Raw genomic sequence first — 15,385 nt, 5'->3', positions numbered from 1 at the left:
GCGCCTCGGCCGCTACCACTTGGAAGACATGTCCACCATTCAACCAGCAGGTCCGAGCCAGCGATATTGCCGGAGATCGACCAAGCTCGCTGACAATGGCGCAGACAGTGACTTTCCCCCATAGAGGTCGGTCGGCCATGTGTACCAGGTCGACCTCTGACAGAAAGCGCAAAAGTCGCCCGGACCGGCCGTTGCGGCACTCACGACCGGTCCGAGGGGGTGATGCTGACGAGCTTGCTCGCCTCGTCGTTGCCGTAGTCCAGCCTGGTGAGCCGGAAGTCCTCCTCCCGCTCACGGCTGAGCTTCCGTCTCCCGGTCTGCTTCAGGCTCCGGTGACTTCGATCGCCGCCAGGTTCTTCTTGCCTTTGCGCAGCACCAGCCAGCGTCCGTGCAGCAGTTCGTCGGCCGTGGCCACCGCGTCCTCGGCGGTTACCTTCGCGTTGTTCACGTAGGCGCCACCCTCCTTCACGGTGCGGCGGGCGGCCGACTTGCTCGCCACCAGGCCGACCTCCGCGAACAGATCGGTGACCTGGCCGAGCTCGCTCACTTTGGCGTTCGGGAGCTCGGAGACCGCGGCGGCCAGCGTCGCCTCGTCGAGTGCGGTGAGCTCGCCCTGCCCGAACAGCGCCTTCGACGCGGCAATCACGGCGGCGCACTGGCCGGCGCCGTGCACCAGCGTGGTCAGCTCCTCGGCGAGTGCACGCTGCGCGGTCCGGGCTTGCGGCCGCTCCTCGGTCACCTTCTCCAATTCTTCCAACTCCTCGCGGGACTGGAAGGAGAGGATGCGCATGTACCGGGAGATGTCCCGGTCATCCGTGTTCAGCCAGAACTGGTAGAACGCGTACGGCGTCGTCATCTCCGGGTCGAGCCAGAGCGTGCCGGTCTCCGACTTGCCGAACTTGGTGCCGTCCGCCTTCGTCAGCAGTGGCGTAGCGAGCGCGTGCACCTCGGCGTGCGGCTCCAGGCGGTGGATCAGATCCAGCCCGGCCGTGAGATTGCCCCACTGGTCGCTGCCGCCCGTCTGGAGGGTGCAGCCGTACCGCCGGTACAACTCCAGGAAGTCCATGGCCTGGAGCAACTGGTAGCTGAACTCCGTGTAGCTGATGCCCTGGTCGGACGCCAGGCGCTGGGCGACCGAGTCCTTGGTGAGCATCTTGTTCACCCGGAAGTGCTTGCCGATGTCCCGCAGGAACTCGATGACGGACAGGCCCGTGGTCCAGTCCATGTTGTTGACCATGGTCGCCGCGTTGTCGCCCTCGAAGGAGAGGTACGGCTCGATCTGTGCGCGCAGCCGGGTCACCCACTGGGCGATGGTCTCCGGGTCGTTCAGGGTGCGCTCGGCGGTCGGCCGCGGGTCACCGATGTGACCGGTTGCGCCGCCCACGAGCGCCAGCGGCCGGTGCCCGGCCTGCTGGAGCCAGCGGACGGTGAGCACCTGCACCAGGTGGCCGACGTGCAGGCTGGCCGCGGTGGGGTCGAAGCCGCAATAGAACGTGACAGGGCCATCCGCGAGAGCCTTGCGCAATGCGTCCTCGTCAGTGGCTTGGGCGATCAGCCCACGCCACGTGAGTTCGTCGACGATGGCCGTCACGGTCCCGTGTCTCCTCGAGTCGCGTGTGTCAGTGTGGCGGCAAGCGTAGTGCTCCAGCCGGGCTGCTGCGTTTGTGCTGGTCAGCGGTCGTGCGCGGGGAGGAGCTGCGGAGGCGGGTAGCACGCAGAGACGGGTCGAGAGAGGTGCCGAGGCGCTGGCCCTCCTGGGGCGATGTTGTTCAAGCTCACCGGGTCCAGCTGCTCGGGCAAGACGACGCTCGCCTACGCCGCAGCCAGCAGGCTTCGGAAGACGCCGTGCACGACTTCGATGAGCTGAGTGTCGATTCCCGGCCTCTGGGTGCGTGCGTGACGCCGCCAGGGAGCCCTACTTGATTGCAGACGCGGTCGCCGTGTCCGTATCCTGCTGGGCAACGCGCTGACGGAGACAAGTAGCCACGGATCACGCGAGCAGAGAGAGCCGCCGGAAGCTGGGAAGGCGGTCTCGTGCCCCGAGGTGAAGACCCTCCCGAGCGCGGGGAGGAACGACCCCGCTTGGTGGTCCAATGCCCCGCCGGCCGGCCCCCGTCACCGGGCCTGAATGAGGCCGCCGCTCTGTGGCGGCGAAAGTGCGGTGGCACCGCGAGTTGCCCTTCTCGCCCGCACTCCCAAGGGATCATGACGATGTCCTTCGGAGGACCGCAATGATCCACAGCCGCGTACACGTCTCCGACCTGCGAGAACACGTCGGCCGTACCGTTTCCGTCTGCGGATGGGTGAACACACTCCGCCTGCAGCGCAAGATGCAGTTCGTCATCGTGCGGGACAACACCGGCATGGTCCAGGTGACCCACAAGCGTGACGACGGGCCACTCGAGGCCCAGCTCGAAGCCCTCACATCCGAGTCCGCCGTCAGGATCACCGGCCGCGTCGTCGACGCCGCCCAGGTCAAGCTCGGCGGCCTGGAGATCGTCCCCGAAGCGGTGGAGGTCCTGAACCCGGCCGCCACGCCGCTGCCGATCGACGAGCACACCGGCCTGGAGCAGCGGATGGACTGGCGTTTCCTGGACGTGCGCCGCCGTCCCGCCACCCAGCTGATGTTCGCCGTGCAGACCACCCTGGAACAGGGCATGCGCGAGTACGCCTACGCCCAGGGCGCCACCGAGATGCACACCCCCAAACTCATGGGCACCGCCTCGGAGTCCGGCGCGGAGGTCTTCAAGCTCGGCTACTTCGGCCGCAGCGCCTACCTGGCGCAGTCGCCGCAGTTCTTCAAGCAGATGGCGATCGCGGCCGGCGTCGACAAGGTCTTCGAGATCGGGCCGGTCTTCCGCGCCGAACCGTCGTTCACCTCACGGCACGCCACCGAGTTCACAGGCGTCGATGTGGAGTTGGCCTGGATCGACGGAATCGAGGACGTGATTGCGTTCGAAGAGCAGATGCTCGCCCACGCGATCGCCAAGGTCGCCGACGCGCACGGTGAGGCGATCGCCGAACACTTCGGTGTCGAGGTCGCCGTGCCCACGACACCCTTTCCCCGGATCACCATGGCCGAGGCGCACGAGATCCTGCGCAAGGGCGGGTGGGACCCCGCAGGGGTCAAGGAGGACCTGGACCCGGAGGGTGAGCGGGGCATCTCGGCTCACATCAAGGAAGCCACCGGGCATGAGTTCGTGTTCATCACGCACTACCCGGTCGGCATCCGGCCCTTTTACCACATGCGGCCGGCCGACGACCCGAGCGTGACTTTGAGCTTCGACCTGCTGTGGAAGGGCCTGGAGGTCACCACCGGCGCGCAGCGCGAGCACCGGTACGACGTGCTGCTGAAGCAGGCCGCCGAGAAGGGCATGAGCACCGAGCCGATGCAGGACTACCTGAACGCGTTCCGGTACGGGTGCCCGCCGCACGGGGGCCTCGGCATGGGCCTCGGCCGGGTGCTGATGGTCATGCTCGGCCTCGACTCCATCCGTGAGGCCACCTTCCTCTTCCGCGGGCCGAACCGGCTCACGCCGTAGCGGTCGTGGTTGCGGCCCACGACACGGGCGAGCGCCTCGTGCCGTGGGCCGCGGTCTCAGTAGCGGACGTTGCGCAGGTCATGCATCCACGCCTCGCTGGGGTTCTTGTCCCAGTACGCCCGCAGCGCCAGTTCACGCTCAGAGAAGCGGCCCTGGTGGCACAGGCCACCGTGGGAGAGGGTGACGCTCATGGCGAGCGCCGACTCGGTGGTGACCCAGTGGGGTGTCAGAGCGTGGCTCCACAGCTGGTCCCCGGACCGCATGGTGACGGAGTGGCGATCGGCCACGTCATGCTCGGGCGGTTCCTCGCCGGTCGTCTCACCGATGACCGCCACATTGGCTGACAGATGCTTGTCGGGGGCGAGGTAGCTGTGGAACGTCTTGGTGCCGTGGACCTGCCAAACTAGTCCGTGCGAGTTGTCATTATGGTACGTCGAGGACGCACCCTCGGTGGACAGGAACAGGATCGGTGCCAGGCGCTGCCAGGTGAAGCCCCGGACGGACAGGTGGGTGCGCCAGGGGATCATGACCTCATCCTGAAAGCCACTCAGGAGGTCGTCGTAGAAGCGACTGAGGTTGAAGTGCACCAGCCGGAAAGGCCAAGTGACGACCTCTTCGAGCGGGGCGGTGCGGAAGGCAGCGGTGCGGTCCATGCGCACCTGCCAGTCGTCGTTCCCAAGGATCGTGAACCGGACCTCTTCGTCCTGGCGGATGTGGTCCAGGAAGTCGACGCCGGGCAGGAACGTGTAGTTGAAGCGGACGTCCAGCGAGAAGTTCGGCGGCTGCCGCCACCGGCGGGTGAAGTCATCAGGAGTCGTGATCGTCATAGAGCAGTCCATGGAGTCGTGTGCGGGCAGCCCGCCCTCACGCCTGCGCGGCACACGACGCACTGCGTTCGTCGGACGCGGCGGAAGGGCGGCAGATGGCAGCGCAGTCCGGGATCACCCGGTCCTGCGCCGGAGCGCTCAGGATCTGTCTGATCTCGGCACGGGGCTCGTGGACGCTGACCGACGCCTGCCCGTAGGGACAGCGCCGCATGTGGCCGTCAGCGGACACGTAAGCGGTCGCCGAGCGGCACGACCAGCGATCGCCCCCTGCGGCGGGCAGTTGGAGATCCCGCAGCTCGCAGAGGTACTCCCGGTACCGGTCGGACAGATTGAAGTAGCGGCCCAGCACGTCGGCGTCGAGATGTTGCTGGACCAGATAGTCCTGCACCGACTTGCCGTCGCGGCGCAGGGCACGCTCGTCGAGGACCACCGGGCTGAACTGGACCTCCACTCCTGCGTCAGATACGAGGCCGGCCAGGTCGCGGCACTCGCTGTCGCTCAGGCCCCAGCAGGTGACGTGCAGGATCTTCGTCTCGGTGCTGATCGCGCGCAGCGTGTCGATGCCCGAAGTCGCTGTGCGGGTAGTGCGGCCCAGCAGCATCGCGCCTTGCGAGTCGGCGGAGACGGTCACGTTGGCCAGCAGATGCGCCACCGTGGAGAGGGTGACGACCTCGGCCACGGCACGGGCTGAGGTCACCATCGACACCGACATACCGAACTGGCGGGCCAGCCGTACGAGCTGCCTGAGCTGCGGGTGGTGGGTCGGTTCGCCGCCGGTCAGGCATACCCCGTCCACGCCCATCTCCTTCAGTCGCGACAGGGTGCGGGCGTAGGTCGCGGTGTCGAGGAAGCCGTGAGCACGGTCGGCACGGAAACAGAAGCCGCAGGCTACCTTGCAGTGCCCTGCCGTGGAGATCAGCGCCGTGCGAACGTGGGCGTTCATTGCACCCCCGTGTTGTCCCACACGGCGATCTCCACGGTGCTCGTGTAGAACGCGCACATTTCGGGATCCGGGGTATCGCCACCGATGAGGGCCTGCTCGTTGCGGGACGGGCCGCCACAGATGGCGAGCGCCGGGCAGTTGCCGCACTCGGGGATGGGAGCGACCTTCTTCGCCACGCCGATCAGGCTGTCCGTATCGGCTCGTACTTCATCGAGGGTGCGCAGGAACGACGGCTCGGTGAAGTTGATGTCGCACAGGCTGACCCGGTTGCCGGGCAGCAGGGCGGCGTTCAGGCTGCGGTCGCCCTGCATGTGGTCGAACAGCATCGGCCGGCGGGTGTCCAGGGCCTGGAAGGCGCGGTCCAGGACGGAGAACAGTATCCCGCCCCGTGCCAGGGCGGTCAGCCGGGCCTCGTACAACTCGCGCGCCAGGTCGGTACCGTTGACTTGCCAGCGGCCCGCGGTCGGGATGGGCGTGTTGACGTAGATGAACTTCAGCCCGAGGTCATCGATGATCCACCGGACTGTCTCGGCGAGGCGTCCGATGTTCGCGGCCGTCGGGGTGAGGTTGCAGCCCACGTGCAGCCCATCGGCCTCGACGAACCGGGCGACATTGCGGCGGATCCGGTCGTCTGCGGGCTGGCCACCGAGCAGAAGGCGGTGCGCGGAGTTGATTCCCGGGGGACCGTCGATGGAGATGCCGACTCCGTACTCGTATGCCACGAAGTGGTCGAGGGCATCGTCGGTCAGGCGGGCACCGTTGGTGACGACCGTGCGCCGCACCCTCGCCACGTCATAGCGGTCGGCGAGCGTGTCGGCGAGCCGGTCGCCGTACTGCATGAGGTCGAAGCGGATGGTCGGCTCGCCGCCGAACCACTGGATGGACACCTCTTCCTGCCCGGCGTTCTGCTCGAACAGGAACTCCAGCCCTTCCGAGAGTTCTTCCTTCGTCATGTCCGGCTTGCCGGTGTTCGTATCGACGAAGCAGTAGGTGCACGCCATGTTGCAGCGGTCGGTGAGCACCACGCGCAGACCGCTGATGCGAGACGGGCTGGCGTCCAGGCCGAGGAATCGAAGACGGTCACGGAGTGCTTCGCGCCGGTCGGCCACAGGGCCGCCGGGGGTGAAGCCGAGCCCGGCAAGGGCTTCATGAGTCGCGGTCGGGGGGACCCCGGCGAGGTCGTTGACCTCGCCGGAGTCGATGAACACGCTGTCCAGCGCGATCGGGTCGAGGAGAACCGCTTCCCCGTCCCGCTCGTACTGGAAGTACTTCCCCCACAGCATCCGGGGGACGGCCATAGTGGTCAGGCCGCCGTTTCCTCTTCGGCGATCCCGAGTTCGCCCATGACCTCGCGGACCTTCTCCTCGGCCGCGGCCTGGAGCTTCGCGGAGGTGCTCGGCGATCCGCCGTCGGCGAGGACGATCACACCGGGCAGCGTCGGGTTCGGCGCGATGACCGTGATGCCGGCCGGGTCGGTACCGATGACCATGATCGCGTTCTTCAGTTCGACCCAGTCGGTGCGCTCCCTGAGGGCCTCGATGATGCGGCCCTGCTTCTCCTGGAAGGAGGCGCGCTCACCCATCCACACGCCCGCCTTGGACTTGGAGTCCACGACGTCCGCGTAGATCAGGTGGTCCTTCTTCTCTCGCCTGGCTTGAGGCATGGCTGATCCTTCCTCGTGCGCTGGATTTACTCGAACAACCCCTGGAGACCGGCGGGTGCCGCCCCGCTCGGGGAGTGCGGGCGGGGCGGCGCTTAGTAGCACTGCGACAACCGGGCACGGGGTTGTGCAGGCTCCCGTCTTCAGCCCCGCCGCTCCGCGGTGCATAGCAGCGTGGTGAGGCGCGGCTTCGCAGTGACGTGGTGACATCATGCTGACCGATGAGGTCCTATTCGAGGACTCTGATAGGTCATCAATAGGACTTACGAGGGACCTTGTTGCTCTCGAGTGGGTGTGTTTGCGCCACCATGAGGACATCGCATGTCGCTCTCTTACGAGAGCTCGTCCCGGAGGAGATCCATGGCGCGTCCCGCAGGCAACATCAAGCTCAAGGCCGCCCGTCTGGCTGCCGGATACAACTCCCAGCAAGCCTTGGCCGACGCCATCACCAAGGTGGCGCCAAGCCTCGGCATCAGGGGTCTGGCTGTCGGCGTCCGACAGATCCGGCGCTGGGAATCCGCCTCACCGCCTTGGCCGCAGCCCGATGTCCACCGGGTCCTGACCCACCTCTTGGGGCAGAGCATGGAAGACCTCGGATTCACACCTCCGTGGGGAAGCGGACGGAACCAGCCCAGCACCGCGACCGGCAGCACCCCCCGAGCACCCCTGGCTGGCGCCAGGCTCGCTTCCGTCCCCGCTCAAGGCGGAGCCACAACACAGCCCACGACTGTCGGCAGGGATTTCGAGGCTGTCACCCGCGCGCATCGGCACCTGTACTGGTCCGTCGCTCCTGCCGTGCTACATCCGGCGATCCTGGAGCATGCCCGTCTGGGGTGCGCTCTCCTCCCAGAGACGGCGGACCCAGCCCGTCAGACCGTCGCGGCCGCACTGGCCGAGTCCTACCTGCTGGCCGGCCGTATTGAGTTCTTCGACCTGCAACAGCCAGGGCAGGCTTCAGAGACCCTCCTACGGGCTCTACAGGCTGCAGGCGAAGCGGACGACCCGCTGCTCGGAGCGGCCATCCTCGCGCACATGGCCTTCATCCCGGGCTGGGCGGACGACCGGGATGCCGCAGCGGAGCGCATGCTGGCCGCCCGTACCTACGCCCGCCGCGGGCACGCATCGGCGGAGTTCTGGGCGTGGCTAGATGCCGTAGAGGCGGAATGCGAGACCCGCTGCGGAGATCCTCACGGAGCCCTGCGCTTGATCCGCCGCGCCGAGGACACACTCGCCGAGGGCTCCGAACATGCCACGCCTGACTGGGTGGACTGGTTCAGCCCTGTCCGCCTGTCCGCGTTCAAAGGCAACACGCAGTTGAAGGCTGGCCACTTGCCGCAGGCTCGCCAGACGCTCCTCGACGTACTCGACGGTCTGCCACCCGAGTCGGACAAACAGCGCACCGTCGTCCTTGGCGACCTCGCTGCGGTCGAAGCCGCAGACGGCAAACCGGAGGAAGCATGCAGATACGCCATCATGGCCCTCGACCAGTTGGCCATCACCTGGTACGCCACCGGTATGGACCGCATCCGGGAGGTCCGGCGCACGCTCGCCCCCTGGCAGAACGAGCAGTGCGTCCGGAACCTCGATGACCGTCTCTACGACTGGGGCACGACGGTCAGCGCCCTTCAGCGTTGAACTTCGCGATTTTTTCCGGCAGTTCCCCGAGTGAGTCGATGCGCATGGTGGTGATCGCGTCCGCGTCCGGGTCGCGCTGTTGGATCGTGCCCCAGGGGCCGCGCCGGATGAGGGCGGTCAGAAGCCCCGCCTGCACGGCAGGGCGGATGTCGTTGTCGAGCCGGTCACCGATGTAAAGGATCTCGCCAGGGTCGGCAGGCGTCGCCTCGATGACGTGCTCGAAGAACCTCACGTCCGGCTTTGACGTCCCCCAGTCGTCACTGGTGGCGATCATGTCGGAAGGAAGGTCCAGCCCACGCAGCAGACCGCCGGCCCGCACGGTCTGATTCCCGGCGATGCCAACCCACAGCCCTGCTTCACGAAGGGCGGCCAGGGTGGGCCGGACGTCAGGGTAGAGATCATCCTCGCCAAACCATTCCGGCTTCCCGGCGGCCGCGCGCTTCTCCCGCTCCTCGGTCAGGTCGAACCCGGGCCGGAACTCCTGGAACGTCTCGCGATAGTCGCGCCCCTGCGCGATGACCGCCCCGAACATCGCCGCGAAGGTGTGCCGTGGCACCCTCAGCCAGTCCGCCCACGTCCCGTACTCCCGGGTCTCGTCAACAAGACACTCGCCCACGTCGAATACCACCGCACGAATCATGCTCTGGAGGTTAGACGGTTCAGCACGAAGGGCGAAGCGGCCTCTGGCGCGGCGGTGAAGCCGACTTCCACGTCTATCCGCCGACCGTCGCCGACCTGCGCCTCCAGGTCGACCTCCACGGTCAGGTCGTCCTCGCCCAGGTTCAAGCCGCCCTCAAGGAGGAACTGCCGGACATCGGCCTGGAGCACCGCCTCGGCACGCCCGGCCTTACGGTCGACCATCCGCGCCAGCACAGTCTCAAGGTTCGTTTTTGAACATGAACGTCCTCCCTGGTTCCCGTATGGGTGAACTGGGCGGCCTGGATGTTGTACATCTCGGCGTAGCGGCCACCGCGGTTGAGGAGTTCGTCGGGGGTGCCCGTCTCGGCGAGGCGGCCTTGGTGGAGGACGTGGACGAGGTCGGCGTCACGGACGGAGGCCATGCGGTGGGTGATGAGGATGACGGTCTGGCCGACGTTCTTCGCGACGTACCTGAGTTCGACTGGCACCCCGTGCCGGGCCTCGAAGTCGGAGGCGAACGCGGCCAGTCGGGGCGGCACCCGGCCGTAGCCGCCGACGTGGTGAGTGTGCGCCACGCACCAGTCGGCGATCTCGCGCCCCGGCCAGCCCTCCCGGTGTAGCCGGGCCACCTCGCCCTCCAGATAGCCAGCGCCACCCTTCAGCACCGCGACACCCAGGGCGCGGGCGCCCGGCGGCAGCGCCGCGGCGATGCCGGCCAGGGTGCCGCCGGTCCCGACCGGGCAGCAGACTAGGTCCGCCGGCCCGCCGAACTCCGGGTCTTGGGCCCTCAGTTCCGCTAGTTCATCTGCGGACAAGCGCTTCGAGCTCGTCGATGGATCCCATTCCCTGCCTATCCTGCTCCGTCCGCCGAACCCGCCCCCGACGGCGGCAAACGCTACGTCGTGGGCGTCATCGGCCACGGACCCACCGGCCAGCACCTCGCCGAGCACGTCGGACGCGTGATCACCACCTCGGACTAGGACTTCCCGCACCCGCAGCGTCCACTACGCCAGCCCCAACACCCCGCCCGCCGCCGACCCCGACGCCGGACACCTCCTCCTGCACCGCCCCCCACCACCCCATCACCCTCACCTGGGAATGACGGGCATCGACCGCACCGGGCCCACAGCAAGCCGCTTCCCCTCCATCGCCCGGCACCGCCCCGCCTGCACCCCGCTCCTGCAACGCGTCGCGGACCTGACCGACCGAGCCCGCACGGCCGAGAGGGAGAGCGACATGGCGCAGGCGCCATCGGCCGAACGACCACAGATCTGAGTTGCCCGGACAAGAGCACCGGCTGATCCCGTCACCGGATCTTCCCGATCTCTATGTACTGACCGGGCCACAGCCTGTAATATTACCGCGCTCAGGCCCGCGTACTGGCCTGCGACTGCACCAGTACTACATGATCAGGAGCATGGGCGTTTCCGCGAGCTTTCCAATCCAGGACCTTCCGCAGCAGTGGCGCTCTGCACCTCGGCGGTGGGGACACCCCCTGCACAGCCTGTGCAGCTACTTCGCCATGTTCCCACCACAGCTGGCACACTTCTTCGTTGACTGGCTCACCCAGCCTGGGGAAGCCGTCTACGACCCGTTCTCCGGCCGAGGAACCGTGCCCCTCGAGGCTGTCCTTCAGGGGCGGCGCGGGTATGGCAGCGACGCCAATCCGCTGGCCGTGACCCTCTCGCGTGCGAAGACAAAGGTGCCGAGCAAGCGCACTCTGCTCAAGCGCCTCGCCGAGATCGAAGCGAGCTTCTCGCGCAACACCGTGTCGATCAACGACGAGCCTGAGAACATCGCCATGCTCTACAGCGACCATACTCTCAAGCAGTTGGTCTGGCTCAAGGATCAACTGGACCGTACGAACGATACCGACTGCTTCTGGATCGCCACGATTCTTGGCATGCTTCACGGCAATCACAATAAGACCGGGCCCAGCGGCTTCTCTATTAGCATGCCGAACACCTTCGCCATGGCGCCTAGGTATGTGGCCAAGTACATCCGAGAACACGGCCTCGTGCGGCCCGAAGTGAATGTCTTCGACATGCTCAAGGCTCGGCTGGAACGTCTCGACCTGCCAACCGCCAAACGTGCAGGCGGCAAGAGTTGGACGCACGACGCCACGGAGGCACCGCCACCGTGGCTCATCCGCCAACGTCCGAAGCTGGTGTTCACCTCACCTCCGTACTTGCAGGTCATCAAGTACGGTCAGTACAACTGGGTACGCCTGTGGTTTCTCGGCGAGACATCAACTGAAGTCGACAAGCGCCTCATGGCCTCAGCCTCACTCTCCCGGTACCTGGAGTTCATGAGGTCAGTCTCGGCAAACCTCAAGCATGTCGTCGCTGAAGACGGCTACGTATGCTTCGTGATCGGGGATGTTCGGCGCGGGGAGGAAGACCTCAACCTCGCCCAGGCGGTCTGGGATGAGGTACTCCATGACCAGAACTGGCACCTCCACGGGATCATCGCCGACGAGATCCCCCAGGACCGCAAGGTGAGCCGAATCTGGAAGCACAACAGCGGCCGAGCCACCAAGGTTGACCGACTGCTGCTCCTCAGCCCCACACCCCGAGATCTTCCAGACGTCGTCCCGCCGTCCTGGACTCAGCAGCTTTCCTTCTTAACAACGCGCAGCTAGAACCTCGCAGGAGGGGGAACCACATCATGACCATGATCGAGGAACTCAAGCAGCTCGCCAGTGTCGATCTGTTCGCGGAAAGTCGCAAGGAAGACGCCTTCGTCGGACGCCCCTTCTACCTCGACTATGATCGCCTCCGCCTGATGAGCAACGATAAGTGGAAGCAGCGCGTCGGGGGCGTACCGGCCGGCGCCTTCCTCCTCGCGCTCTACAACGGCGAAGCAGGCATCGATGAGGCCATCCTCCTGCGTGTTCTGCGCCCCACCAAGTTGCCCACGGACGACGACATGGTCATGGCCATGGTGGACCACTACAAGGAAGCCCCGCGGGACAACAGCGGCGCCCCGCTCGACTCGTACACGCGGGCCGAATTCCAGTTCTCAGGACTCGAATGCCGTGTGATCGGAACCTTCTACCGAGACGAGACTAACGCAACGCGCTTCGCCGGAGATCTCGACAACTTCTATGCCCCGCACAACTATCGGATCGTCAAGCCGACCGGGAAGATCCTCGAATATGTCGTCAACTTCCGTGAAGAGGGCATCCCCGGCGGCAAAGGTGACGAACGCATCGGCCGAGTGCGATACAGCTCAAGCCTGAGGCATCATACGGGCGATGAGGTCCCCGTCTACGTGTCGGCCTTGGACTTCCTCGGGAAGCGAACCGCCCTCTTCGGTATGACCCGTACGGGCAAGTCCAACTCGGTTAAGAAGATCATCCAGGCGACCGTCGGGATCTCCCAGTCCGGTATAAAGATCAAGGATGATCCGATTCTTCCTGTCGGTCAGATCATCTTCGACATCAACGGCGAGTACGCCAACGCCAACCAGCAGGACGACGGCACCGCCATTTTTCAGCAGTACCCGGACGATGTCACACGCTATAGCGTCCTTGAGAAGCCTGGCTTCAAGGTCATGAAACTCAACTTCCATCACTCGATCGTGGAGGGACACGGCCTGCTGGCCAGTCTGCTTGAGGAGGACAAGACCACCTACACCCGGAACTTCTGTTCGATCGACTGGACCGAGCCTGATCCGGACGACTTCTCCGCCAAGACGCGCCACGCCGTTAAGACCGCCGCCTACCAAGCCTGCCTAAAGGCGGCCGGTTTCGGCAACGGAGGCAAGAATGTCTATTTCAAATCCAATAAGGATATCATGGGCAGTGGCATCCCGGGGCTGGCCGGCATCGACCCCAGCAAGGGTATCTCCCTCGAGGATGCCATCACCTGGTTCGAGGCGGCATGGGAGCACTACGAGGACCGGAACGGCCCCTTCGAGACATATAAGGCGCAGAAGGGCAGGGACTGGGCCGACGAGGATACGAAGACGCTGATTCGCTTTCTCACCCGCCGTTCCAAGCCGGGCGGTGGGGCCAACGAGGCCGGCTATCGTAAACTCATGAAGCATCGGGAACTGCACACAGACAAATCTACGCAGCCGTTTGAGGACGAGATCGTCAAGTTGCTGCGCGTCGGCAAAATCATAATCATGGATCTATCCCAGGGTAATCCAGAAATCCAGCGCACCTACTCCGAACGCGTCTCGCGCAGGATATTCAATGAAGCAATGGACCGATTCATCAAGAACGACCAGACCAACTTCATCCAGATGTATTTCGAGGAGGCCCACAACCTCTTCCCGCGAAAGGACGACAAGGACCTATCCCAGATCTACAACCGGATCGCCAAGGAGGGCCAGAAACTCTGGTTGGGCCTGTGCTATGCGACACAGGAGGTCAGCTCAATCTCCGGGAGCATCCTGAAGAATACTCAGAATTGGTTCGTCTCGCACCTGAACAACCGCGACGAACTGCGCGAGTTGGATAAATTCTACGACTTTGAAGACTTCACGGACAGCCTCCGGCGGACCACCGACAAGGGCTTCATCCGGCTCAAGACCGACTCGAACACCTTCATCGTGCCGATTCAGGTAGACCCCTTCAAGGTAGCGAGGGTCTAGCATGGCCTACTCCAGCCTGCGTGGGCGCAAGCCCATGGAACGAGCTAGTAAGATCTCGCACACCAACATCATCGCGTCGCCAGAGGTGAAAGTTCTCCTGGCCGAGTGCATCATCCCGCGTCCGTCCGATGCACAGACGCTGCAAGGGCTTCTTGCGCACGTCCCACTGCCTGCGCACCAGTCGATCAAGCATGTTGTCGCGGTGGACGGCAGCTTCCGTGAAGTACTCGTGCGCGACGAGTTTCCCTCGGCAACAATCACCTTCTTCGCATTCGGGCCATTGATCTTCAAGCTCGACGACCTAAGGCACCTCAACGGGGAGACATTCATTGCCCCAGAGGATCTGGCCAAGCTGAAGAAGATCCAGCGTTATCAGCTTGCTCTTCCCACAAGCAACATCTCCCGCTCCGGACTGGGTCTCCAGGACTCCATCCGTTTGACACTCCACGAATTCCTCGCCCGCCACCTTGATGGCGAGAATTCCCTCTATGACACGCTGCGATGGCTGATCTTCCGGCGGTGGACTCATAGCCCGGACGCCCGCCGGACCCTTCGACACTGCCCGAATGGAGCCGTCAACGGATGCGCCCGCGAGGAAATTGTTCTGAGCCCGGACACTCCCTTCCATTCCGAATGCACGAGCTGCGGTGGGCCCATCTATCTCGCCGATATCCTACGTCTCCATGAGCTCGTTGACGACGAACAGGGCGCCAGCAGGGTCACCTCTTACCTGCTCTCCGCACTGGAGACGCTCGCGCTGGTCCACGTGATCCACGCGCTGTGGGAGATGAAACCGATCTTGCTGCGCGAATTCCTGTTCATCAAAGATGGGCCGCTTGCATTGTTCGGTCAAGTATTCACGCTGACTGACCCACTGCGAGACCTCGCCGACTTTCTCGCCTCCTATCGTGATCCGGCAGACCAGAGCAAGGTCCTCCCGCTTCTCAATGTCGTGGGCCTGGAGAAGAGCGGGTCCTTCGTGGAGCACGCGGCGCATATCGAGAAGAGCCTCGACAAAGCCCTCGCAGAGGCCATGGCGGAAGATGACGGTGTCGGCATCGTTCTGCCATTGTCGAATGAGTACATCTACAAGTACGTGGTTCCGGGCGCCCCGGGCGGCACGATCACGTACGGGCAGAACACATACTGGGGTGGCAAGATGATCTTCAAAGCGAAGGACGGGAGTATCTATGTGGCAACTGTTCCGACGCTCGGCGGACACAAGTCCACGCCTAGTTTCGCGGACTATGTCAACCTCACCAACGTACTGGCGGCCGTCTCGGAGCTCCGCTGCTCGATGTACGACAACGCCCTAATCCCCGTTGCTCTGGCGAATCGGCTCGTGTCACTCTCCGAGGTGCCGAGCAGCCGCATCCTCGAAAGCTTTGCCCGCGCCAGTATCCGCAAGTAGTCATCAACATCAACCCGCGTCCCCGAGACCAACGCTGTTAGCCGGGTCTAAAACCGAGCCTCGGCCCTGACTCGGTACCTCTGAATCATTGTGGCATGTCATTGCCCACCCTTTTTTCGGGAGCTG

Annotated in this window: 14 protein-coding genes; 6 read left to right on the top strand and 8 right to left on the bottom strand. The window is 64.9% G+C overall.

The window, feature by feature from the left end:
• Positions 1-322 precede the first annotated feature (322 nt).
• Positions 323-1,591, bottom strand: coding sequence for a tyrosine--tRNA ligase (gene tyrS / locus RM780_RS13960; protein ID WP_311631010.1), 1,269 nt, complete (start codon positions 1,589-1,591; stop codon positions 323-325).
• Positions 1,592-2,231: 640 nt separating this feature from the next.
• Here tyrS and aspS point away from each other — a divergent pair.
• Positions 2,232-3,542: an aspartate--tRNA(Asn) ligase gene (gene aspS / locus RM780_RS13955; protein ID WP_311631009.1), complete on the top strand. Its 1,311-nt coding sequence runs from the start codon at positions 2,232-2,234 to the stop codon at positions 3,540-3,542.
• A gap of 56 nt (positions 3,543-3,598) precedes the next feature.
• Here the strand turns inward: aspS and RM780_RS13950 are convergent, their stop codons facing one another.
• From RM780_RS13950 to RM780_RS13935, 4 genes are read right to left on the bottom strand one after another with little or no spacing between them, the layout of a single operon-like run.
• Positions 3,599-4,369, bottom strand: coding sequence for a hypothetical protein (locus RM780_RS13950; RefSeq protein ID WP_311631008.1), 771 nt, complete (start codon positions 4,367-4,369; stop codon positions 3,599-3,601).
• A 37-nt stretch (positions 4,370-4,406) separates the two neighbouring features.
• Entirely contained in the window at positions 4,407-5,312 is a 906-nt protein-coding gene (locus RM780_RS13945; RefSeq protein WP_311631007.1) for a radical SAM protein, read from the bottom strand.
• The gene (locus tag RM780_RS13940) at positions 5,309-6,595 is read right to left on the bottom strand and encodes a radical SAM protein (RefSeq protein WP_311631006.1); all 1,287 of its coding nucleotides are present in this window, start codon (positions 6,593-6,595) and stop codon (positions 5,309-5,311) included. The genes RM780_RS13945 and RM780_RS13940 overlap by 4 nt, the downstream gene beginning before the upstream one ends.
• 20 nt (positions 6,596-6,615) lie before the next feature.
• Complete coding sequence (locus RM780_RS13935; protein WP_311631005.1) at positions 6,616-6,975, bottom strand: hypothetical protein; 360 nt, start codon at positions 6,973-6,975, stop codon at positions 6,616-6,618.
• A 357-nt stretch (positions 6,976-7,332) separates the two neighbouring features.
• Here RM780_RS13935 and RM780_RS13930 point away from each other — a divergent pair, with 357 nt between their 5' ends.
• Positions 7,333-8,607, top strand: coding sequence for a transcriptional regulator (locus RM780_RS13930; RefSeq protein ID WP_311631004.1), 1,275 nt, complete (start codon positions 7,333-7,335; stop codon positions 8,605-8,607).
• On the opposite strand, the gene RM780_RS13925 is transcribed toward RM780_RS13930, so the two are convergent.
• From RM780_RS13925 to RM780_RS13915, 3 genes are read right to left on the bottom strand one after another with little or no spacing between them, the layout of a single operon-like run.
• Positions 8,588-9,247, bottom strand: coding sequence for an HAD family hydrolase (locus RM780_RS13925; protein ID WP_311631003.1), 660 nt, complete (start codon positions 9,245-9,247; stop codon positions 8,588-8,590). The two genes, RM780_RS13930 and RM780_RS13925, sit on opposite strands and share 20 nt — an antisense overlap.
• A complete protein-coding gene (locus RM780_RS13920; RefSeq protein WP_311631002.1) occupies positions 9,244-9,393 on the bottom strand; it encodes a hypothetical protein in 150 nt (49 codons plus the stop codon). Before RM780_RS13920 ends, RM780_RS13925 begins: the two co-directional genes overlap by 4 nt.
• Positions 9,390-10,196 (bottom strand): hypothetical protein, encoded by an 807-nt coding sequence (locus RM780_RS13915; RefSeq protein WP_311631001.1) that lies wholly within the window; start codon positions 10,194-10,196, stop codon positions 9,390-9,392. Before RM780_RS13915 ends, RM780_RS13920 begins: the two co-directional genes overlap by 4 nt.
• Before the next feature lie 148 nt (positions 10,197-10,344).
• Here RM780_RS13915 and RM780_RS13910 point away from each other — a divergent pair, with 148 nt between their 5' ends.
• The 4 genes from RM780_RS13910 (at position 10,345) to RM780_RS13895 (ending at position 15,259) form a co-directional block, all read left to right on the top strand.
• Complete coding sequence (locus tag RM780_RS13910) at positions 10,345-10,521, top strand: hypothetical protein (protein ID WP_311631000.1); 177 nt, start codon at positions 10,345-10,347, stop codon at positions 10,519-10,521.
• Positions 10,522-10,663: 142 nt separating this feature from the next.
• Positions 10,664-11,887: a DNA methyltransferase gene (locus RM780_RS13905; RefSeq protein ID WP_311630999.1), complete on the top strand. Its 1,224-nt coding sequence runs from the start codon at positions 10,664-10,666 to the stop codon at positions 11,885-11,887.
• Positions 11,888-11,913: 26 nt separating this feature from the next.
• Positions 11,914-13,848, top strand: coding sequence for an ATP-binding protein (locus tag RM780_RS13900; protein WP_311630998.1), 1,935 nt, complete (start codon positions 11,914-11,916; stop codon positions 13,846-13,848).
• Between the two features lies 1 nt (position 13,849).
• Positions 13,850-15,259: a hypothetical protein gene (locus RM780_RS13895; RefSeq protein ID WP_311630997.1), complete on the top strand. Its 1,410-nt coding sequence runs from the start codon at positions 13,850-13,852 to the stop codon at positions 15,257-15,259.
• Positions 15,260-15,385: the final 126 nt, after the last annotated feature.

This window comes from Streptomyces boetiae (assembly GCF_031845405.1).
GTDB classification, from domain to species: domain Bacteria; phylum Actinomycetota; class Actinomycetes; order Streptomycetales; family Streptomycetaceae; genus Streptomyces; species Streptomyces boetiae.
The sequence above is the reverse complement of the archived record's forward strand: the minus strand, read 5'-3'. Positions and strand labels throughout refer to the sequence as shown.